General features: G+C 72.3%; 13 protein-coding genes. 9 read left to right on the top strand and 4 right to left on the bottom strand.

Annotation, left to right across the window (positions count from 1 at the left end):
* Positions 1–69: 69 nt before the first annotated feature.
* The 8 genes from ACFV9D_RS01535 to ACFV9D_RS01500 all read left to right on the top strand — a co-directional run bounded on the left by ACFV9D_RS01535 (position 70) and on the right by ACFV9D_RS01500 (position 11,635).
* Positions 70–735: a TetR/AcrR family transcriptional regulator gene (locus ACFV9D_RS01535; RefSeq protein ID WP_385139168.1), complete on the top strand. Its 666-nt coding sequence runs from the start codon at positions 70–72 to the stop codon at positions 733–735.
* 222 nt (positions 736–957) lie between these two features.
* Positions 958–1,422: a hypothetical protein gene (locus tag ACFV9D_RS01530; protein ID WP_385139165.1), complete on the top strand. Its 465-nt coding sequence runs from the start codon at positions 958–960 to the stop codon at positions 1,420–1,422.
* Between the two features lie 161 nt (positions 1,423–1,583).
* Positions 1,584–4,337, top strand: coding sequence for a S8 family serine peptidase (locus tag ACFV9D_RS01525; protein WP_385139163.1), 2,754 nt, complete (start codon positions 1,584–1,586; stop codon positions 4,335–4,337).
* Between the two features lie 426 nt (positions 4,338–4,763).
* The gene (locus ACFV9D_RS01520; RefSeq protein WP_385139160.1) at positions 4,764–6,173 is read left to right on the top strand and encodes a family 2B encapsulin nanocompartment shell protein; all 1,410 of its coding nucleotides are present in this window, start codon (positions 4,764–4,766) and stop codon (positions 6,171–6,173) included.
* Between the two features lie 74 nt (positions 6,174–6,247).
* Positions 6,248–7,411 carry a family 2 encapsulin nanocompartment cargo protein terpene cyclase gene (locus tag ACFV9D_RS01515; protein ID WP_385139157.1) on the top strand — a complete coding sequence of 388 codons (1,164 nt, stop codon included), beginning with the start codon at positions 6,248–6,250 and terminating at the stop codon, positions 7,409–7,411.
* A gap of 14 nt (positions 7,412–7,425) precedes the next feature.
* Positions 7,426–8,310, top strand: coding sequence for a geranyl diphosphate 2-C-methyltransferase (locus tag ACFV9D_RS01510; RefSeq protein WP_385139155.1), 885 nt, complete (start codon positions 7,426–7,428; stop codon positions 8,308–8,310).
* Between the two features lie 134 nt (positions 8,311–8,444).
* Positions 8,445–9,734: a cytochrome P450 gene (locus ACFV9D_RS01505; RefSeq protein ID WP_385139153.1), complete on the top strand. Its 1,290-nt coding sequence runs from the start codon at positions 8,445–8,447 to the stop codon at positions 9,732–9,734.
* Positions 9,735–9,814: 80 nt separating this feature from the next.
* Entirely contained in the window at positions 9,815–11,635 is a 1,821-nt protein-coding gene (locus ACFV9D_RS01500) for an ABC transporter ATP-binding protein (RefSeq protein WP_385139149.1), read from the top strand.
* A gap of 36 nt (positions 11,636–11,671) precedes the next feature.
* Here the strand turns inward: ACFV9D_RS01500 and ACFV9D_RS01495 are convergent, their stop codons facing one another.
* The 3 genes from ACFV9D_RS01495 to ACFV9D_RS01485 form a co-directional block, all read right to left on the bottom strand.
* Positions 11,672–12,733, bottom strand: a complete 1,062-nt coding sequence (locus ACFV9D_RS01495; protein ID WP_385139147.1) for a trypsin-like serine peptidase — start codon at positions 12,731–12,733, stop codon at positions 11,672–11,674.
* Between the two features lie 25 nt (positions 12,734–12,758).
* A complete protein-coding gene (locus tag ACFV9D_RS01490; protein ID WP_385139143.1) occupies positions 12,759–17,972 on the bottom strand; it encodes a trypsin-like peptidase domain-containing protein in 5,214 nt (1,737 codons plus the stop codon).
* Positions 17,973–18,106: 134 nt separating this feature from the next.
* Entirely contained in the window at positions 18,107–19,003 is an 897-nt protein-coding gene (locus tag ACFV9D_RS01485) for a DNA/RNA non-specific endonuclease (RefSeq protein ID WP_385139140.1), read from the bottom strand.
* A 105-nt stretch (positions 19,004–19,108) separates the two neighbouring features.
* Here ACFV9D_RS01485 and ACFV9D_RS01480 point away from each other — a divergent pair, with 105 nt between their 5' ends.
* Entirely contained in the window at positions 19,109–19,921 is an 813-nt protein-coding gene (locus tag ACFV9D_RS01480; protein ID WP_385139137.1) for a caspase domain-containing protein, read from the top strand.
* Positions 19,922–19,945: 24 nt separating this feature from the next.
* Here ACFV9D_RS01480 and ACFV9D_RS01475 read toward each other — a convergent pair whose 3' ends face one another.
* A complete protein-coding gene (locus tag ACFV9D_RS01475; protein ID WP_385139134.1) occupies positions 19,946–22,804 on the bottom strand; it encodes an AAA family ATPase in 2,859 nt (952 codons plus the stop codon).
* Positions 22,805–22,898 lie beyond the last annotated feature (94 nt).

Here is a 22,898-nt window from a genome sequence, read left to right as displayed (position 1 = left end):
CGCCGTGAACACGAAAGCCGAACCGCACCCATTGCGAGGCGGAGGGCGGAGGGGCGGCATGATGGGACGATGTCCCGAGCGCCCGCACCGCACGGCCGCACCGGCCGGCCACCCCTGACCTCCCGCGCGCAGATCCTGGTGGCCGCCCGTCGGCTCATCGACCAGGACGGCTGGGAGAAGCTGACGATCCGCCGCCTGGCCGCCGAGATCGGCGTCGGGGCGACGACCCTGTACCACCACATCCGGAACAAGGACGACCTGCTGCTTCTCCTGCTCAATCACCACATCGAGCAGATCGAACGCCCCCAACTGCCCAGTGACCCACGGGAGCGCATCGTCACGGCCGCCACCGCGATGCACGACGCCCTCGCGGCCTGGCCATGGGCCGCGGAGGTCCTCTCGGCCGACGGCTTCGTCGGCCTCCTCGACGAATCGGCGATGTGGATGGTCGAAGCCATCGTGGCCGGAGCCGGCGACCACGGATGCACACCGGAGCAGAGCGTCGACGTCTTCCGCAGCATCTGGTACTTCACCGTCGGCGAGGTCCTGGTCCGCGCCCACTCCGCCCGCCGACGGGACGAAGGTCGGCCCTTCGCCTACCGAGACGACCTGGACCCGGCCCAGGTGCCCCACCTGGCCGCCATCGGCGTCCGATGGGCCGCGCTGGCCGCACGGGACATCTACCCCCAAGGACTCCGCACGTTCGTCGACGGGCTGCTCGCACAAGCCGGATGAGCGCGGGCCGTCAGGGGCGAGCGCCGGTGCGCGACGTGCCGGCGCGCGGCACTGGTGCGGATCTGGGGGGGCCGGTCCGCAGTAACGCTCTTCCGGAGGAGCGTCCGATGGAGCGGCTGGGGGCCGCGGTCGTTGGTCACGGCGGCCGGGAAAAACCGCATTCCCTCCTGTCCCACGAGCTGCATGATGGGTTCCTCAGCAACGCAACGTCCTGGGGGGACCATGCGCATCCGCGCCGTCGCGGCCGGCCTCGTCGCCGCCGCTCTTCTTACCGTCACCGCCTGCGCCAGTGATCCCGAGCGGGTCGGCATCGAAGAGCTCGTGGCATCCGCCTCTGCGGCCGAAGCCGCCAGGGAAGACGTACTGCGGGACGCCTCCCGCAGGCCGGAAGAACCCACCGGGGCCCAGCGCGCCGAACTTCTCGCCGCCCTCCGTGAAGCCGCACCCGAGACCGTCCGGTACGAGGACGAGGCCGTCGAAGCCGCACGTGACCAGTGCCAGTCCCTCAACCACGGGGCCTACAAGCCCGACTGGTTCGCCTCGCAACACTTCACCTACAGGGACGTCACCATCACAGAAGCCCAAGGCAAGGTCATCAACCAGGCTTTGAAGGACTCCGGCTTCTGTGACATCGAGGGGCAAAGCGGCAACGGGGCGAGCAGCAGCGCCACACCCCGCGCCCACTGACAGCCCCGCCAGTCGCCGGTGAAACGGCGGCCCTTCTGCGGGCGTGGCTCAGGCCGGGGGGCAGCTGCATGCCCTCGTCAGAGTGTTCGATACGGTGGCGCACCCCCCCCACGCATGTTCCATGCGGGCGTTCCCCCACGCCCGCTTCCTGATGGAGTGAAATGAAACGACCTATATGGTCCACGGTCGTCACGGCGGTGATGGCCGTGACTCTCGGCGCGATACCCGCCTACGCCGCTCCGGCGAGCGCCGAAGCAGCGACCCCCGCGGCAGCGGACCCCGTTGACCCCGCCCTCGAGGACCGGGTCGACGGCGGTGGCACCGTCAGGGTCAACGTCGTCACCAGGAACCGTGCGGACCTGCCCGGTGCGGCCCGCGTCGGCAAGACGCTGAAGACCCTGTCCACGCTGCCCGTGACCACCCTGCGCGTGGACAAGGCCGGGCTGGAGAAGCTGGCCGGCCAGCCGGGTGTCGTGAGCGTCACCGAGGACGTGGCGGTACCGCCCACCCTGGATTCGAGCATTCCCGTGATCGGCGCGGACAAGACCGCCGCCGCCGGGAACACGGGCGCCGGCAGCGCGGTGGCCATCCTCGACACCGGCGTCGCCACCAAGCATCCCTTCCTGGGCAATCGGGTGATCGCCGAGGCGTGCTTCTCGACCAACGACCCCGCCTCCTCCATCACCAGCCTGTGCCCCAACGGCACCGAGCAGCAGGAGGGAACGGGCGCGGCCGACGCGGACAGCGGCCCCTGCGCGACGAGCGGCCTGTGTGACCACGGAACCCACGTGGCCGGGATCGCCGCGGGCAACGGGCAGGGCGTGACCGGAGCCCCCAAGGCCGGTGTCGCCCCCGGCGCCGGCATCATCGCCATACAGGTGTTCAGCAAGTTCGGCTCCGAGGAGGACTGCGGGGTCGGCGCGGCGCCGTGCGTGCGGAGCTACAGCAGCGACCAGCTCGCGGGCCTGGAGAAGGTCCTGCAGCTGCGGCAGTCCGGGACGCCGGTCGTGGCGGCCAACATGAGCCTGGGCGGCGGCCAGTACACGGCGGCCTGTGACACGGACTCCCGCAAGGTGGTCATCGACAACCTGCGCACCGCCGGTGTCGCCACGGTGATCTCCGCCGGGAACAACGCGTACACCAACGCGGTGGGCGCCCCGGGCTGCATATCCTCGGCCATCACGGTGGGCAGCACCATGGACGACGACCAGCTGTCCTCCTTCACCAACCGGGGCCCGCTGCTCGACGTGTTCGCCCCTGGCAGCAACATCGTCTCCTCGGTTCCGCACGGCGGCTTCGGCTCGAAGAACGGCACGTCCATGGCCGCTCCCCATGTGGCGGGCGCCTTCGCGGTTCTCCGGCAGGCGTACCCCCGGGCGGGCGTCGCGGAGCTCGAGACGATCCTGGAGTCCGGCGGGAAGACAATCAGCTACACGGGCGCCAGCACTCCGCGCATCCAGCTCGACCTGTCGCCGCGTCTCACGGACTTCAACTGCGACGGCGTGGAGGACACCGTCGTCGGCGACCCGAAGGCGACCGTGGGCGGCGACGCCAACGCCGGTGTCGTACAGGTGGTCCACGGCGGCGGCAAGGGCACCGCCGAGATCAGCCAGGACCTCGGCGCCGTCTCGGGCGGAGCCGAGCCCAACGACTGGTTCGGCGAGAACCTGGCCACCTTCGACCACGACAAGGACGGCTGCACCGACCTCGTCGTGGGTGCCCCGGCCGAGGACGTCGACACGCAGACGGACGCCGGTTCCGTCCAGGTCTTCTACGGCGCCGCCGGCGGCCTGGCCACCGGCAAGGCTACCCTCGACCTCGTCCAGGGAACGGGCGCGGGCTCGATCCTGACCTCGGCCGCCGAGGCCGGCGACCGCTTCGGTCACTCCGTCGCCGCCGGCCACACCACCGGTGGCGAGCCGTACCTGGTGATCGGCGTGCCCGGCGAGGACCTGGGCACCGTCGCCGACGCCGGCAGCTCCCACTATCTGCGCGGCAGCGTCAACGTCGCCGTCCACCAGGACAAGCCGGGCATGGGAGGTACCGCAGAGGCCGGTGACACGTTCGGCTCCGCCGTCGCGGCCTCGGCGAACCACATCGTGATCGGCTCGCCGGGCGAGGCGATCGGCACCCTGGCCAACGCGGGCGGTGTCCAGATCCTCAAGCACGGTCTGAGCGCCGACGGCATCCCGACTCCGATCCAGGGCATCAGCCAGGACGACGACTTCGTGTCCGGCGCGGCCGAGGCGGGCGACCAGTTCGGCGTGTCCCTGGCCGCCGTCGCCTACCGACCCTCGACCACGGCCGCCGCGACCGACACGGTCTTCGCGGTGGGTTCCCCGGGTGAGGCCCTGGCGGTCGGCACCAGCACCGTCACTCAGGCCGGCGCCGTCCAGAGCCTCCGCGTCACGGGCGCCGGTGTGGTGACCCAGGCCGCCAACTTCCACGCGGAAGTCGAGAACGTACAGGGCGCGGCCGAGGCCGGCGACACGTTCGGCCAGAAGGTCGCCCTCGCCAACCTGGCGCCGCGCGCCCCCGGCGCGGCCACCACCCTCGTCCTCGCGGTCGGCATCCCGGGTGAGGACGTCGGCACCACCACGGACGCGGGCGCGGTCCAGAGCTTCTATCCGTTCGGCGCCCCCGGGGACACCGACTACTGGATGGAGGCCGGCAACGCCTCCGGCCTGGGCGGCACCCCGACGGCCGGCCAGACCATCGGCAACCACCTCGGAGCCACGGCCACCAGGCTCTACATCGGTGCGCCGAACACCGCTCCGTACGGCGCCGCGTACGCCCTGCCGTGGAGCAACGCCACCGGCGGCCGCACCGGCACGACCGGCACGGTCTCCACGTACCAGCCGGGCCAGAACGGCCTTCCGGCCACGGGCGCGGGATTCGGCTGGGCCATCGGCTGATCGCGCGAGCGATCCGGCCATGACCGGACACGCCTGAAAGGTGAGGCCCCGGAGGATCTTCCTCCGGGGCCTCACCCATGTCCGCTCGTGAGAGAGCGGCCTTTCGCGCGTCCCGGGGGGGCTGGTGCCGCAATCGGCAGAGCGCGGCCCACCCCCTGAGCAAGCCAGGACATGCGGCCGCTTCAGTGAGTCGGCTCTTGGTCAGGTGGCTCGAATGTCATCGGTCGCCCGGATAAACCCTCTGCGGAGCAAGGTCACTTCATCGAGGTAATGCCCTCGGCTTCATGCAGTGACCTGGGCATATCGCCCGTTACTGTTCATCCGGACCTGGACGGAATCCCAGGGATTCACCCACTTCTTCCTCTTTCCTGTTCGGCGTGCCCGCGCGCGCCGATCAACCAGCCCCGCGAAGGAGAGCTCACCCCGATGAGCGTCGAGACCGGCCCGGACGCACAGCAGGCGCCGCCGCAGTCCAGCCTGAGCACCGCGGCTGCCCGCAACCTCGCCACCACGACCAAGTCCGCCCCGCAGATGCAGGAGATCACCTCTCGCTGGCTGCTGCGGATGCTCCCCTGGGTCGAGACCAAGGGCGGCGCCTACCGGGTGAACCGTCGGCTCAGCTACACCGTCGGCGACGGGCGCATCGAGTTCGTCCAGGACGGTGCCGACGTCCGGGTGATCCCCCGGGAGCTCGGCGAACTGCCCCTGCTGCGCGGCTTCGACGACATGGAGGTGCTGAGCGCGATCGCGGATCGGTGCGTCCAACGCGACTTCCGCGCCGGTGAGGTGCTGGTCGAGCGCGGCACCCCCGCCCACCAGATCCACCTGATCGCCCGCGGCCGGATCAACCAGACCTCCGTCGGCAAGTACGGCGACCAGATCGGCGTCGCCGTGCTCGCCGACGGCGACCGGTTCGGCGAGCACGCTCTCCTCGACGGCGAGGGCAGGTGGGACAGCACCGCCACCGCCGAGACCGCGGGCACCCTGCTCAGCCTGTCCCGCGCCGACTTCGACGCCGTGCTGGCCTCGGCGCCGACTCTCCAGGCCCACATCCAGGCGTTCAGCTCGCTGCCGCACCAGCGGCAGAACCGGCACGGCGAGGCCGAGATCGCGATGTCCGCCGGCCACACCGGCGAAGTCGCGCTCCCGGGCGCCTTCGTGGACTACGAGCTGGGGCCGCGCGAGTACGAACTCTCCGTCGCCCAGACCGTTCTCAAGGTCCACACGAGGGTCGCCGACCTCTACAACGGGCCGATGAACCAGACCGAGGAGCAGCTCAGGCTCACCATCGAGGCGCTGCGCGAGCGCCAGGAGCACGAGCTGATCAACAACCGGGAGTTCGGCCTGCTCCACAACGCCGACTTCAAGCAGCGGATCCAGCCCCACTCCGGTCCGCCCACCCCGGACGACCTCGACGAACTGCTGTGCCGCCGCCGCGGCACCAAGCTCTTCCTCGCCCACCCCCGGACGATCGCGGCGATCGGGCGCGAGTGGAACGCCTGCGGGCTCTACCCGGACACCCTCGAGCTCGACGGGCATCAGGTGCACGCCTGGCGCGGGGTCCCGATCCTGCCCTGCGACAAGATCCCCATCAGCAAGGACAACACCAGCTCGATCCTCGCCATGCGCCTCGGAGAGGACAACCAGGGCGTCATCGGTCTGCGTCAGACCGGCCTGTCGGAGGAGTACGAGCCGGGCCTGTCGGTGCGCTTCATGGGCATCAGCGAGCAGGCGATCATGTCGTACCTCGTCACCACGTATTACTCCGCCGCGATTCTGGTGCCCAACGCGCTCGGCGTGCTGGAGAACGTGCAGATCGCCCGCAGGCGCGACTAGCGGACCCGTCCGACGGCCACGAAAGCCCGGACCTTCCCCGGCCGGGAAGCCCCCACCTCACCAAGGAGTCACGGATGCCCGACCCCGGGCCTTCCCCTCTGCAGTCGAGCCCGCCCGCCGCTGCGGACCCCTACGACGCCCTGCCCGCCCTGGAACGGATCCTGCGCGGCCCCACCGGTCTGGGCACATCGGGCCTCTACCTGAGCCCGCGCGAGGAGCCGCCGGCGTCCGAGGCGCCGGCGTCCGAGGCATCGGCGGAGGGCACGCCGATCCCCGGCCTCTACCACCACCCCGTGCCGGAGCCCGACGCGGCGCGGGTGGAGGAGGTCAGTCGCAGGATCAAGGACTGGGCGGTGGACGAGGTCGAGCTGTACCCCGAGGAGTGGGAGGGCCAGTTCGACGGCTTCTCCGTCGGGCGCTACATGGTCGCCTGTCACCCGGACGCCCCGACCGTCGACCATCTGATGCTCGCCACCCGGCTGATGGTCGCCGAGAACGCAGTCGACGACTGCTACTGCGAGGACCACGGCGGCTCGCCCATCGGCCTCGGCGGACGCCTTCTCCTGGCGCACACCGCCCTCGACCCCCTCCACACGACGCAGGAGTACGCGCCGGGGTGGGTGGCGTCGCTCGGCTCGGACGCCCCCCGGCGCGCGTACCGCTCCGCCATGGAGTACTTCGTCAACCAGTCCACCCCCTCCCAGGCCGACCGGTTCCGGCACGACATGGCCCGGCTCCACATGGGGTACCTCGCCGAGGCCGCCTGGGCCGAGACCGACCACGTCCCGGAGGTGTGGGAGTACCTGGCGATGCGGCAGTTCAACAACTTCCGCCCCTGCCCCACCATCACCGACGCCGTCGGCGGCTACGAACTCCCGGCGGACCTGCACGCCCAGCCCGCCATGCAACGGGTCATCGCGCTCGCCGGGAACGCGACCACCATCGTCAACGACCTGTACTCGTACACCAAGGAACTCGCCAGCCCCGGACGGCACCTGAACCTGCCCGTGGTGATCGCCGAGCGCGAGGAGTGCGCCGAGCGCGACGCGTACCTGAAGGCGGTCGAGGTCCACAACGACCTCATGCACGACTTCGAGGCCGCGGCCGCCGACCTCGCCGCCGCCTGCCCCGTCCCGAACGTCCTGCGCTTCCTGCGCGGCGTGGCCACGTGGGTCGACGGCAACCACTACTGGCACCAGACCAACACCTACCGCTACAGCCTGCCCGATTTCTGGTAAGAACGGATTCATCTGTGACCAACACCGAGCTCCCCACCGTCAACGGCACCTCCGCGTTCGTCCCCGCACCGGCGACGCCGTACCAGGGAGACATCGCCCGTTACTGGAACGACGAGGCCAGGCCCGTGAACCTGCGTCTCGGTGACGTCGACGGCCTGTACCACCACCACTACGGCATCGGTGACGTCGACCACGCCGCCCTCGGGGACACCGAGGACAGCGAGTACGAGAAGAAGCTGATCACCGAGCTCCACCGCCTGGAGTCGGCGCAGGCCGAGGTCCTCCTGGACCACCTCGGCTCGATCGGGCGTGACGACACGCTCGTGGACGCCGGCTGCGGCCGAGGCGGTTCGATGGTCATGGCCCACCAGCGATTCGGCTGCAAGGTGGAGGGCGTCACCCTCTCGGCCAAGCAGGCCGATTTCGCGAACCGGCGCGCCCACGAACTCGGCATCGACGACCACGTCCGCGCCCAGGTGTGCAACATGCTCGACACGCCCTTCGAGACGGGGCAGGCCGCGGGCTCGTGGAACAACGAGTCGAGCATGTACGTCGACCTGCAGGACCTCTTCGCCGAGCACTCCCGCGTCCTCGCGGTCGGCGGCCGCTACGTGACCATCACCGGCTGCTGGAACCCGCGCTACGGACAGCCCTCGAAGTGGGTCTCCCAGATCAACGCGCACTTCGAGTGCAACATCCACTCCCGCCGGGAGTACCTGCGCGCCATGGCCGACAACCGTCTCGTCCCGCAGGCCGTCGTCGACCTGACGGCCGCGACCCTCCCCTACTGGGAGCTGCGGGCCACGTCGTCGCTGGTCACCGGCATCGAAGAGGCGTTCATCAACTCGTACAAGGACGGCTCCTTCCAGTACCTCCTGATCGCGGCCGACCGCGTCTGACGCCTCGGACGCGTCTGACGGAGAGCGGGCGAGGTGGTCTGTCGCCCATCGCGCCCGCTCCCCTACAGTGCGTGATGTCCACCCGCCCCGCACCGGTCCGTGACGACGTACAGCCGCCGAACAGGAGCAGCCCCGTGGCCACCACCGCCCGCCCAGGCTCCGTCCCCGAACTGGAACCCGCCCTCGTCGGGCAGTGGCAGGCCGGGGGAGGGGAACTCGTCGACCTCTTCGCCCAGGCGCACGAACGGCTCGGCGGCGTCGCCGCGTTCCGGCTCGGTCCGCACCCCACCGTCCTGGTCGCCGACCCCCTGGCCGTGCAGCACGTGCTCGCGCTCCACCCCGACCGGTACGTGAAGCGCTCGCACCGCGCGCGACTGCTGATCGGCGACGGCGTCCTGGCCGCGACGGGAGAGGCGTGGCAGCGGCAACGGCGGCTGCTGCAGTCCCAGTTCACCGGCCGAGGCATGCGCCGCTACGAGCAGCGGATCGGCGCGGCCGCCAGGACCGCCGCGGCGCGCTGGGACGCGTACGCCCGCGCCGGGCAGGTCCTCGACGTCGGCGACGAGATGCGTCGCTTCGGCCTGGACACCATCTGGCGGTCCCTGACCGGACACCCCCTCGACGCCGACACGGAGCGCGAACTGGCCGCCGTGCCCGCCGTGGTGGCCGCCCTGCCCAGCCTGCCCGCCGACGTCACCGCCGCCCAAGGCGCCGTCGCCGCCGACCTGGCCAGGATCGACGCCGTGGCGAACAAAGCCATCGCCGCCGCCCGTGACGGCGCGGTCGGGCCCGACGGCCCGGGCCTGTTGCACGTCCTGCTCGACGCGGCCGGAACGCGCCCCGAGTACACCGATCGGCTGATCCGCGACGAGCTGGTCACCCTGCTGGTCGCCGGTCACGAGACCACCGCCACCACCCTCACCTGGCTCCACCTCCTGTTGGACCGCAACCCTCAGGCGCGGGAGCAGGCCCTCGCCGCGGGCGGCGAGGGTTCACCCGAACGGCGGCAGGCCGTCCAGGCGCTGGTCCACGAGACGCTGCGCCTCTACCCGTCCGCCTGGATACTGCCGCGCTGTGCGGCGGAGGACGACACCCTCGTCGGCTACGAGATCGAGGCCGGCACCGACGTCCTGGTGTGCCCCTACCTCACGCACCGGGACCCGGGGCTCTGGGAGAACCCCGGGCAGTTCGATCCGGGGCGCTTCACCACGCCCGGACGGCGCCCCACGCACCCGGGGAGCTACCTCCCGTTCGGCATCGGACCCCGGGCCTGCCTGGGCCTGCAGTTCGCTCTCCGGGAGTCGACCGTCCTGCTCGAGCACCTCCTGCCCACCCACGTCCCGCGCTTCCACTCCACGCCGGCCAAGGCCGCGTACAGCATCACCGTCCGCCCCGACGGCCCGACGCCCGCAACCCTGGTGTAGCGAAAAACGCTTGGACGGCGCGGGCGCAGCCACGGGACACTTCCAACCCTGTCCTACTGGTCCGACAAAGCAGGGTTGGGATGGGAATGCCTGAATCGCGCAAAGGTTCGCCGGGAAAGGGCCCGGTGCTCCTCGCGCTGCGTTACTACGGACGGGAGTTGGCCCGGCTCCGCCGGCTGACGGTGCCCGCGATGCTGCTCCCGGCGCTGGGCAACATCGGCATCAACTACATCGCGCCCTTGATCGTCGCGAAGCTCGTCGGACGGATCGCCGGGGACGGCGCCGGTACCGACATCGGCTCCACGCTGCCGTACGTCCTCGGCTTCGCCGGTGCGCTGCTGCTCGCGGAGTTGCTGTGGCGCATCGGACTGCACTGCCTCAACCGCCTCGACGCGCGGGGCATCGAGCAGCTGTACGTGATCGGCATGGACGAACTGTTCGCCAAGGACGCCGCGTTCTTCCACGACAACTTCGCCGGGTCGCTGACCAAGCGGGTCCTGAGCTTCGCCTCCCGCTTCGAGGAGTTCGTCGACACGCTGACCTTCTCGGTCATGGGCAGCTTCGTGCCGCTCCTGTTCGCCTCCGTGGTGCTGTGGCAGTACGACCCGCTCCTCGTGATCGGGCTCCTGACGATGATCACGTTCACCGGGTTCTGCGTGACACCCCTGATCCGCCGTCGCCAGGCGCTCGTCGCCCAGCGCGAAGAGGCGATCGCCCGGGTGTCCGGCCACGTCGCCGACAGCCTCATGAACATGGACACCGTCCGGGCCTTCGCCGCCGAGAAGCGCGAGGCCGCCGAGCACCGGTCGCGGGTCGCGGAGTCGCGGCGGCTCACGCTGCGCTCGTGGGACTACGGCAACCTGCGCATCGACACACTGGTCGCGCCGATGTCCGTGCTCACCAACGTGCTGGGTCTGCTGCTCGCCGTCGCGCTCGGCGCGGGACAGCACGGCGTGGAGGCGGTCATCGTCGCCTTCACCTACTACGCCAGCGCGACGCGGATCATGTTCGAGTTCAACCAGATCTACCGGCGCCTGGAGAGCTCGATGACGGAGGCCGCGCAGTTCACCGAACTGCTGCTGGAACCGGCCACCGTGCTCGACCCGGTGGCCCCGGAGCCGCTGCGGTCCCAGGCCGCCGACGTGCGCTTCGAGCAGGTGACCTTCGCCCACGGGGGCGGCAAGCCGCTCTTCGACGGCCTCGACCTGGCCGTGCCCAGCGGGGCGAAGCTCGGTCTCGTCGGCAGGTCCGGCGGGGGCAAGACCACGCTCACCCGGCTGCTGCTGCGGATGACGGACATCGACGCCGGACGGATCATGATCGGGGGGCAGGACATCAGCAAGCTGTGCCAGGCCGACCTGCGCAGCCTGATCGCCTACGTGCCGCAGGATCCGGCGATGTTCCACCGCACGCTGCGGGACAACATCGCCTTCGCCCGACCGGACGCCACCGACGCCGAGATCCGCCGCGCGGCCGAGGCGGCGCACGTCACGGAGTTCGCCGACGCCCTTCCGGACGGCTTCGACACCATGGTGGGCGAGCGCGGGGTGAAGCTCTCCGGCGGACAGCGCCAGCGGGTCGCCCTCGCCAGGGCGATCCTGCGCGACGCTCCGATCCTCCTGCTCGACGAGGCGACCAGCGCCCTGGACTCCGAGAGCGAGATCCTCGTCCAGGACGCGCTCTGGCGGCTGATGGACGGGCGGACGGCGCTCGTGGTGGCGCACCGGCTGAGCACGGTCGCCACCATGGACCAGCTCGTGGTCCTCGATCGCGGACGGATCGTCGAACAGGGCACGCACCAGGAGCTGCTCGCCGTGGACGGCGCGTACGCGAAGCTGTGGCAGCACCAGTCGGGCGGATTCCTCGAGGACACTCCCGTGCCACGGGCCGACCTGCACTGAACCGAACCGGGCGCCACGTCCGCCGCGACGGGGCGCTCAGACCCAGTTGACCTCCGCCCGAGCCAGCAGGGGATCGTCGACCAGATCCCACAGCGGCACGGCGAAGTTGCCGAGCCGGTAGCGGCCGCCGAAGTGCAGACCGAGCACCCGGTGGTCCGTCAGGTCGAAGACCGGGGAGCCGCTGTTGCCGCCCAGGGTCGAGCAGTCGTGCTTCATCACCAGGCCACCGGGGGTGAACTCGGTCGCCGTGCCCGGCTGCAGACGCTTCACGTTGTAGACGTCCATGAAGATCCGCCGCATCGACTCGGGTTCGTTGCGGCGGCCGTCCCAGGCGGGGTAGCCGATCACGTACACCGGCCGGCCCGGCAGGCTCGCCGGCGCGTCGGCGGCCACCGCGAGCGGGGTGGGCAGCGCGCCCCCGTCGGGCGGGGCGACCCGCAGCAGCGCCATGTCGACGTCCGGGTGGATGCCGATCACCTCGGTGACCTCGTACGGGGGCGGGCCGGCGGCCGCCGCCGGCGTCGCGGACAGCTCCTCGCCCGGGTCGACGCGCGCGGACATGCCCTGCTGGAAGGACCAGCCGGCGGCTTCGGTGCGGCTGAACTCCACGGCCACGTGCCGGTTGGTCATCACCGTCTCCGGCCCCACCAGGAACGCGGTGCCGACCCAGTCCAGGCTCGGGTGGCCGGTCACCTCGACCCGGCCCACGCGCGCGATCGACTCGCGGATCGCCGCCCGGCCGGCGTCGAGCACGGCCCAGTCGCCCTCCTGCGTGGCGAAGTCCTGACCCTGCACCAGGATCGCGGGCCTGCCCTCCAGGAGGACGATCGCCTCCACGCCGAAGTACTCGTCCTCGTCGATCTCGTCCGCGCGGCCACCGGCCAGCTTCTCCAGACCGGCGACGCCGGCCTCCAGGACCCGGGACCGTTCCTCGTGCGCGAAGCGGGAGATCTGGCCCGCCGGAGCCTCGTCCGCCGGCAGATCCTCCACCGACTCGGAGATCTCCGCCTCCAGGTGCCCGCGCACCCGTGCGGCGACGCCCCGCAGGTCGTCGAAGACCCGCTCGGGATCGGTCGCGACCGGTGATCCGTACCGCATCTCCCGCCACCTCCACCTCAGTACGTCAAGCGGCCCACTCGTGGTCCTGCGGGGCCTGCGCCGACTGCGCCCCTGTGATCTCCTCGTACACGTCGGGGCTGTTCTCCTCGAGATGGGCCAGGATCCGGCTCATCTGCGTGCCGACGTTCACGAACGCCGTCGTCCTGCCCTGGAAGTGGACCTCCTCCATCCGGCGGGTGCCGCGGTGCAGCGCCACCACCGTCCAGTCGTCGGTGAAGACCGGTGAACCGGAGGATCCGCTGCGGGTGTCGGTGAAGTAGCGGACGTCGCGCTCGTCCGCCTGGTAGACGAGGTTGTTGCGCAGCGCCACGCGCTTGGGCTGCCCGCCCGGGTGCTGGATGATGTTCACCGCCACCGGATCGGTGCCGGTCAGCAGCAGCGGCGCGGTCGCGATCCGCAGCACCGGCCGGGGCGGCAGCCCCGCCGACAGCCGCAGGACCGCGAAGTCGAGCGCCTCGTCCCAGGCGACCAGCGCGCCCGCCGTCACCTCCTCGGTCTCCGTCTCGTCGGCGCCGAAGTCGAAGCGGGAACGGGAGTTCGCCACCTGGAGCCGGAGATCCTCCTCGGCCACCCGCGGACGCGCCCCGGGCGAGCGCGTACGGGCGTTCACCACGTGGTGGTTGGTGATCAGCAGCCCCGGGGCGATGAGCCAGCCGGTCCCGGCATGCGGGTACGCGGGCTGCTGCGGCCGACCGGACTCGTACGGCGGGACCTTCAGCCGGGCGACCGACGCACCGGCCAGGACGCCGCCGTGCAGGAACTCGAAGGGGACGGTGTCGTCCCGGAAGATGATCTCCTCCTTGGTCTCGCCGGGCATCATCTCCGGCGGCAGGTCCGGCTCTCCCGCGGCGTCACGCGCGACGTCGTCGAGGGCGCGCTGCAGGACGGTGACCGGGCCCGCCTCGACGGTCTGGGCGATGGCGTTGCGCAGCCAGACCTCCAGCGGCACCGTGCCGTCGATCAGCCGCTCGACCTGGTTCATCGTGTGCAGGTCGGAGTGGAGCTGCCGCAGCGGCGTGTCCATCGTCGGCAGACTCGCGCGGAAGTGGGCGGTCGTGCCCGCGAAGAGCAGCGGCCGGACGGCGTTCTCGGCGAGCCCCGCGTCCAGGGCGGCGTTGCGGACCCGTACGACGTCCTCGGGGGAGAGGTACGGCTCGCTGCGCACCGCTCCCTCCGCCGAGTCCGGCGGCGGTTGCGACCACAGCCCCGTGCCCGCCCCGCCCGTGCCCGGTTCGGTGAGGGGGCCGCGTGCCGGGGAGCCCGCGTCCATGGCGGCCGCCACGCCCTCGACCAGGTCGCCGCTCCGGTCGCGGAGCATGAGCGACCGCCAGGCGAGGCTGTCCAGCGTGCCGCGGCTGCGCGCCTCCCCGAGGGCCTCCGCCACCTCGGCGTACGTCATCGCGGGTGCGCCCACGGCGCCCGGCGGGGGGTCCGGCCGGGCTGTCCCCGCCGCCGACTCCAGGAGCCGCGTCAGCGGTTCGCGCAGGGGCGGCTCGTCCGCCATGGCGGTCTCGATCCAGCGGGCGAGGGCGTCGACCACCCCCTCGTCGTCGGCGGGGAGCCCTACGAGCCGCAGGGTGTGCTCGAGGAGCTGCGGATCGACCCGGGACGCCGTGGCCGCCGCGGCGCGTGCCAGGGCCGGCTGGCGGGCGAGCTCCTCGTCCGGCATGGCGCGCAGGGTGCCGGCGAGGCGGGCGTCCGTCTCGGCCGAGCCCTCGTGGGAGAGCACGGCCAGCCGCGAGCGGGCCACCAGGACACCCATCGACTCGTGGGTGAGGCCGAGCCCGGCCGCCAGGTCCTCCGCCTCCTGCAGATCGCGGTCGGCGTCCGCGAAGTCGCCCTCGTCCTGGGCGAGCCGGGCCGACAGCTGGAGCAGTTCCAGCTGCATCTCCAAGCACCCCGCCTCGCCCGCCCGGTCCACCGCCCGCTCGGCGGTCTCCCGCGCCTCGGCGGCCCGCCCCGACCTGGCGAGCGTCTCCACCAGGAGCCCGTGCAGCCTGCTGCACGGCGTCCACGGCCGGCGCTCGGCCAGCCGCTCCGCCGCGGCCTCCACGTACCCCTGGGTGAGCAGGTCCTCGACCTCGCGGGCGGCGATCCGCTCCCAGTCCTCCTGGTCGGCCTCGGCCATGATCCGGTCCGGTACGTGTCCGCCGATCTTCCCGAGCAGGAAGGCGGCCGAACGGCCGGGCATGTCCCGGTCGGCGCCGATCAGGTGTGTGGCGACGCCGGACTGCCAACGCCGTTCCACCGCACGGGGGTTCTGGCCGAGGCGCAGTCGGTGGTAGATCTCCTCGGCGCGCGCCTCGGGCCCTTCGCGGAGGGAGTAGTACTCCACCGCGCGATGGTCGACGGCCCGCATCAGATCCGTACGCGCACTGTCGGAGAGCCGCAGCATGATCGAGCGCAGGTCCGCCCGGTGCCGGACGGCCTGCGGCCCCGCCGACTCGATCAGGTCGAGCCGCGAGAACAGTCGCCCGAACAGGGAGCGGGCCTCCTGCGGCGAGGCGACGACGAGTCCGGCCGGCTCGGCGAGGACCTCCTGGATCAGCTCCGGGGTGATGACCCGCAGGGCCAGCCCCGCCTGCACCAGGGAGCGGACCCCGTCGTCCGCGATGTGCTTGAGGATGCGGTCGTACAGCGTGCCCTGGATGAGCATCTGGTCGACCTGGTCGTGGAACCAGCGCCTGCGCGAGGGCAGGCTCGTCAGGAGATCGCCGAGCGACTCGGACCGCGCGCCCAGGATCACGGCCGTCCGGGCCGCCAGCTTCAGGCTGAGCGGATGGCCTCCCACCCGGTCGGCGAGGTCCCGGGCGATCACCTCGTCCTCCACCCCGTTGGACATCAGCAGGTCCACGGCGGCCTGCTGGTCCAGTTCGCCGAGTTCCATGGTGCGGGGCGTGAGCACTCTGGCGGGGTGGTCGATGGGGGCACGACCCGCGACGATGTACCGCAGCCGTGGATAGGCGGCGCGCAGCGCGGTCCAGATCGCCCACATGCGGGAGAGAACCGGCGAACCGCGGTACTGGGCCTCCTCGAAGGAGTCGAAGGCGATCACCAGCGGAGGGTCCATCCCGCCGTCCGGGCGGTGCACCGCCTCGGCGACGAGCTGGGCGACCTTCCCGGCGAGCTCCTGCTCGCGGGCGCTGGCCCGGGCGTGGAACCCGGCGGAGTAGTCGCGGCCGAGGGTCGCGCGGGTGGCGGAGAGCTGGAACAGCTCGTCCAGCTGGTTCCGTTCACCCCGCTGCGAGGCGGCGGTCTCCTCGCACTCGTCGGCGAGGGCGTCGAACGCGGCGCGGTGGTGCGGGTACTGGATGCCGAGCTGGCGGGCGATCTCGGCGATCACGGTGGCGGGTTCGTGGAAGGAGAGCGTCGGGCGTTCGAAGTCGATGGCGGCGAAGGGGAATCCGTCGGGCGTGTCGCGCAGGCTCTCGACGAGGAACTTGGCGAGCAGGGTGCTCTTGCCGACGCCGCCCACTCCGTGGATGAGGACCGGCGGCTCGGCCGGCTCGGTCGGCAGGGCGGTGTAGGCGCGCAGGGAGTCGAGTTCGCGCTGCCGGCCGTGGAAGGTTCCCTTGATCAGCCGCTCCAGCGGCTGGAGCAGCCGTGCCCGTTCCAGGCGGTGCTGGACGTCCGCGACATCGGGCAGCCCGGTCGTGCCCGGGATCCGGTTCAGCCACAGCACGGCCTGGAGCGTGTCCGCGAGCGCTGCCACGTCCTGCTGCCCGGGGTCGGGAGCGGCGCCGGACAGCAGAAGAAGCGCGGTGCGCTCGGCGCCGGGCCCCTCCGGGACGAGCTCGATGTTGGCCGCCAGGGCGCGCCGGGCGGCCTCCGGGCCCGCGAGGCCGCTCAGGGTCAGCTCCCGGACCTCAGGCTTGAGGGCCCAGGACGGGGAGGGGTGCGGGGGCAGCGCCGTGCAGTCGTCGACGAGGGCGAGGGCGGCCCGCCCCGTGGCCCGGCTCTCGTCCGGCAGCCGCAGCCGTGCGGGGTCGAACTCGTCGAGGAGGCAGGCCGCTTCGCGGTAGGCCGTGCGGAGCTCGGGGAGCACGGGCGGGGGCGCCCCGGCCGTGTCCCGCACGGCCCCTTGGAGCACTCCGGTGAGGTCGCCGCCCGGTGCGAGGGAACGGGAGAGTCGTACCGTCTCCTCCACCGCTGTGCACACCCGGCGCATGTAACTGTCCGTGGAACCAGGGGCGTCGACCGCCCGCAGCACCTCGGCCACCGCCACCTCCACCAGCGCCGGCACCGCTGCGCCGTCCGACGCGGCGTGCTCCTGGGTGAAGAACTCCCGGAAGAACTCCCGCAGATCGTCCTCCCCGACGACACGGGCCGTGTCCCGGCACTCGTTCTTGCGTATGTCGTAGGGGAGTTGGCGCATCGTGGGCGAGTAGCCGAGCAGGACGAGCCGCGGCACGGCCTCCTCCCGTACCGGGGTGTGCTCATAGATGGCGAGCGCCAGCTTGCCGATGCAGTCCCAGACGTCCGCGTTCGGATCGAGCTTGTCGCACTCGTCGAGCACCAGCCAGAACCGGTCCTCGGCAGCGGTCGCCCGGCTGACGATCCGGTGCACGGCGTCGTCGATCGCGGGCAGTGGATCGTTCAACTGTGTGGGGTTCAACGGCGCCCGGTCCACTCCGGGACCCGCCACGAAGTCCTCGAGGCGCTCCACCAGGCGGGCGGCCGTCGAGGTGCGCGAGAGGGTCACCCGTACCGGACGGAAGCCGCAGTGCTGCCCGAGATGGCGGATGAGGCGGTACGAGTACGAGCGCCCGCTGTCGGGCTCGCCGTCCACGACCAGCACCGTCTGCTCCGGGTCGGCGACGAAACCGCGGAGCTTCTCGCGCAGCCCCTCCCGGTCGATGAACACCTCGGTGCCGTTCGCGAGGACGAGCGTGCGGAAGGGGTCCCGCGCGGAGGGCAGCACCGCCTCGTCCTCCCGCAGCCGCGTCAGCAGGATCCTCGCCTCGGCGTTGCCCGCGCCCGTGAGCCCGTCGAGCCCGGCCAGCACGTCGAGCAGCCGGCGCTGGTGGGCGATGTCCCGGCGCGCCGCACGCACGACCAGGCGCGCGTTCTCGTCGCGGTCGGGGGTGAGCACGAGATCCGCCACGAAATCCTGCGAGAGCCCGCTGTGCTCGAGCCGGGTGAGCGGATCGGGGGTGTCGAGGAGGTACTCCCGCACCCAGCTGGTGACGAGTCCCCATTCCGTTTCGGTGAGCGGCATACCGCACCTGCCCGGCCGTCCCGCTGGGGAGCCTGGGACGGACTGACTGACTGACTGAAACCTGTCAGGACAATGGTTTCACCGGCCAGGGACCGTGGCAAACGGGCGATCCGCGGGGTCGGCCGACGGCCGGTTCAGCCCTGCATCGCGATGTCGTCGTACGACTCCAGGCGTCGCCAGCGATCCTCCGGCGCCCGCGAAGGCGGCATCAGATCGACGTCGGGCAGCGGCCCGAACTCCAGCTCGGTGATCTCCGCGACGTCCGAGACCGGCACCTGGTACGTCCGGAACGGGCCGAGAGGCGGCGGCGCGCCCGCCTTCGCCCCGGCGAGCGCGCGCTCGGCGTCCCGGCTCAGGTCGGGGCTCTGGTCGAGGACGTACGCGGTCGCCGCCAGCGCCCCGTCCTGCATGAACGCGGCCACCTTCCAGAACCGCAGCGGCACCTGCACACCGCGGTAGGGCGGGTCCGAGTCCTGGAGCACCGGCCCGGTGAGCACCGTCAGCTTCCGGTCGAACTCGGCCGCGTGGTCGAGGAGGTAGTTCTCCAGGCCCTGCCAGATCTGCTTTCCCTGGTTGAACACATCCGACTGAGGGGCGGCGTTCGTGTAGTGGAACGTATCGGTGTTGGCGCGTCCCGCCACCGCCGCGGTGCCCCACACCGGATCGAGCCGGCGCACCAGATGCCCCCGGTCGAGACTGTTGTTCCGGTAGATGTCGTTGCCGGCCTGCTGCTCCTCGGGCAGCCGCGGATCGTACTCCCAGACGTCGTCCCGGGGTACGTCCTCAGCCAGTTGGCCGCCTTCGATGCAGACCGCGGTAGAGGCGGCGAGCCGCCGGTCCGGCCGGAAGGCCACGCTGAAGTGGGTGTACGGCAGGATCACCGTCTCCACCGAGGCGCGGACGGGCAGCGGCAGCGGTACGACGGGGCCGAGGAAGGCCTCGTCGTAACCGGCCCGGTCGGCCAGCGAGTCTCGGCGCGGCCCGCCCGCCCGCGGGGGCGGTGGAGAGGACGGGGGATCGGTCTGTTCCATACGATGTAGGTACCGCGCATGAAGGGTCGCGCTCGGCGCCGGGCCGCAGGCCACTCGATCAGCCGCCCCCGGAGCCTCCCTCCCTCACTCCCAAGGAGGCACCCCATGGCCGCCGGACTGTCCATCCACGTAGGACTCAACAAGGTCGACCCCGACCGTTACGACGGCTGGGACGGCGAGCTCGTGGCCTGCGAGAACGATGCTCGCGACATGGCCCGGCTCGCCCGCGCACGGGGCTTCTCCGACACCGTCCTGCTGACCGCCGAGTGCACCGTCGAGAACGTGACCGCGGCGCTGCGCCAGGCGGCGGGAAAGCTCGCCCCCGACGACATCCTGCTCTTCACCTACTCGGGTCACGGCGGGCAGGTCCCCGACGTCACCGGGCCGGACGACGAACCGGACGAACTCGACGAGACCCTCGTGCTGTACGACCGGCAGTTCCTCGACGACGAGGTGCACCAGGAGTTCCGCGGCTTCGCCGACGGCGTGCGGATCCTCGCCCTGCTCGACTGCTGCCACAGTGGCACCGCCATCGAGGTGCCCGGCGCGGCGACGCCCGAGACCGGCGTCCGGCTGATGCCCGTATGGAAGCAGCAGCAGATCTTCGAGCGGGACCAGGGCTTCTTCCAGGAGCTGCAGCGCTCCCTGAAGAAGGCGTCCCCCGACGGCGGGGCGCAGGAGCCCGGGGCGATCCTCATCTCGGGCTGCCAGGACAACCAGTTCGCCTCCGACGGTGCGGTCAACGGCGCCTTCACGGAAGCCCTGCTGGAGGTCTGGGACGAGGGCGCCTTCCGCGGCGGCTACCGCCCCTTCCACCGCGCGATCCAGAGCCGGCTGCCCGCCACCCAGAGCCCGAACCTGTACACGACGGGAAGCCCGGCGCCCGCGTTCCTCCGCCAGAAGCCGTTCACCGTGTGACCGTGCTCGACCGCCGAACCGCGATCAGCCGCGCAGCGCGGTCGCCAGCTGCGCCCGCGAGCGGACGTCCAGCTTCTGGTAGATCCGGGTGAGGCGGGCCTCGACCGTCTTCACGCTGAGATACAGCTTGGCCGCCGCCTCCTGGTTGCTGGCACCCTGGCCGACCAGATGGGCCAGCCGCAGCTCCGCGTCCGTCAGAGAGGAGAGCGCCGGCAGGGCGTCCTCGCCCGCCGGTGTCTCGCTCGTCAGGGCAAGCCAGGGCGTCGCCCCGGCACGCTCGAACACGACCGCCGCCGACTGGAGCGCGCTCTGCGCCGCCGACCGGCGACGGCGCCGCCGCTCCACCCGGGCCAGTGCGATCAGCGCACGGCCGTGCTCCAGCGGCAGCCCGGCATCGGCGAACCGCTCGGCGGTGCGGGCGAGCAGCTCCGCCGCCTCGTCGGTCTTCCCGCAGGCGGCCAGATACAGCGCGTACGCCCGGTCGCAGCCCAGGAGCACGGTCGTCCGGCCCAGGCGCTCCGCGACCGGACGCACCTCGGCCAGCAGGTCCGCCGCCTCCCGCGCCGCGTCGTTGGCGAGCAGCGCCTCGGCCAGCTCCTCGTGCCAGCGCAGCATCGACGGGTCGACGGTCGACTGGGCCCGCTCGTTGGCCTGCACCCGTCGCAGGGTCTCCAGGGCCGAGGCGACGTCCCCGTTGACCAGCTGGACGCGGCCGAGCGCGTAGAGGCTGCGGGAGAGGAAGACCCGGTCGCCCTCCTCCTCCGACGCCTGGACGCTGCGCCGGGCGTAGCTCGCGGCCCGCCCGAAACTGCCGCCGGACGTCTCCGCGAGCGCCAGCGTGTACCAGGCGGGGCCGGGGGAGAGACCCGCCTCGAGGGTCAGCGCGAGGGACTGGCCCGCGTGGACGAGCGCCGCCGGGCACGCGCCGATCCGCGACTCGATCGCCGCGAGGGTGTGGATCAGTTCGATGGTGTCCTCGACCGAACCGCGCCGCTGCACCAGCGGAAGCAGCGCGTTCACCTGGTCGCGGGCGTCGATCAGCCGGTCGTCGAAGAGCGCGTGACGGATCGTCAGGATCTGGGCGGCGTTGCGGATCCCGAGCGGGCGCTCGGCCATCTCGAGGCCACGCGCCTGGGCGAGCACGGACTCCGCGTCCGAGGCCCCGAGCGCCCGGTCCATCCGCGCCTGTACGGTCAGCGCCTGCGCGGCCGTCCGGGGATCGCCCATCGAGGCGGCCAGCGCGGCGGATTCGACGGCCGCGGCCCGCGAGCGCAGCGGATCGCCGTCCGCCAGCACGTACTTGACGGCCAGTCGGAGCAGCACGCCCGCCCGCAGCGCGGTGTCGCCCTCGGAGTCCTCCATGGCGTGCACGTACATCTCGTCGAGCCCGGTCAGTCCCTGGCCCGCGGTGTCGAGGACGGCGAGCCGGGCCCGTACCCGGTCGGACGGGGCCGCGTCCCGGGCCAGCAGATCGGTCGCCGCCCGCATCGCGAAGTCGGCACGGGCCGCACGGGCGGCCTCCTCGGCGGCGTCGACGAGCCGCTCGATCCGCTGCGCCCCGTGCTGCACCGGCGTCGACTCGGCGGCGAGCAGGGCCAGTTCGGCGGCGAGCGCGCTGTTGCCGCGGCGCCGCGCGAGATCGGCGGCCGCGGCGACCTCCGCGGCGAGGGCCTCGTCGGGGATGTCGGTGGCCAGCGCCCGGTGCCGCACCGCCTCGACGGAGTCGTCGACGACCCCGGCGAGCGCGGCGTGCCCGGCGCTGCGCTCGGCCCAGCAGGCGTCGTGGACCAGGGTGGAGGGGAGCAGCCCGGCGGTGAAGGCGACCGTGCCGTCCTCGGCGAGCGAGACCAGGTCGGCGCGCTCGGCGGCCGCGAGGTCCGCCTCCGCGTTCGGCCGCCCGGCCCGGCGTATCAGCGCCGCGGTCGGGCGCAGCGCGAGCGCGGCGAAGAGCAGCGTCTCGCGGACGTCGGGCGGCGCCGTGCCGAGGAGTTGCCGGGCCAGATCACGGGCCCGCCCGGACAGGGTGAGCGCCTCGGCGTGGTGCACGGGGGTGCGCGCGTCGGCCAGGGAGCGGCCCACCGCGAGTGCGAGGCGGGGGTTTCCGCCGCTCGCCTTGTGGATGCGGCCGGCCATCCGGGACGGCAGCCGGTGGTGGATGAGCAGCGCGGCGATCTCGTCGGCGTGCAGCGGCGGCACGAGCAGGACGTCGGCTTCCGAGGGCACCCACAGGTGGGTGTCGTGGACGTCCTCGGAGCCGTACGCCTCCGGGGTCTCGACGGCCACGACCCGCAGCGCGGCCGGGGCGAGATGCAGGGCGAAGCGCAGCAGGTCGGCGCTGTCCGCGTCGATGTGCTGCACACCGTCGACGACGAGCAGGGCGGGGCCGCGGGCGGTGAGGGCGCGCAGGATCCGGGCGATGCCGAGGCGCAGGGCGATCGGGTCCCAGCCGCCGTCGAGCAGCGGCGCCTCGCGGCAGAGCATGGCGACGGCGGTGCGCTGGGGCCCGGGCAGCCCGTCGAAGATCCCGGAGGCGGTGGCGCCGCCGGCCGATCCGCCGGGCGGGAGCACCGTACCGGGGGCAGCCACCCCCGGCCATGCCACCGTCGAGGCCACGGAGGCCACGAGTGCGGCGGCCACCGCGCCCGGGATGTCGCGATCGGCCGGTAGGGTCGCCAGCCACAGGACGGTCTCGCCGCGGGACTCCGCGCGATGCGCCTCCGCCAGGGCGACCTCGGTCTTGCCGACGCCAGCGGGTCCGGTGAGCAGGGCGCGGCCCCGGGTCTGCAGGACGCGTTCGAGACGGGAGAGCAGGTCCTCCCTGCCGACCGGCGCCGGGAGTCCCCCTACGCCCCCAGGGCGTGGCGGGAGGTTCGCTGTCGTCACGTCTCCACCACCCTCCGGCGCTCGGGCCCGTCCCCTGAGCCCTGTGGGGCAGAGAATACGGAGCGTACCGGCGCAGTCCAGGCCCCTTGTCCGA

Origin of the sequence: Streptomyces sp. NPDC059875 (assembly GCF_042731085.1) — a bacterium.
GTDB lineage: Bacteria > Actinomycetota > Actinomycetes > Streptomycetales > Streptomycetaceae > Streptomyces.
This window is presented reverse-complemented; position numbering and strand designations above follow the sequence as displayed.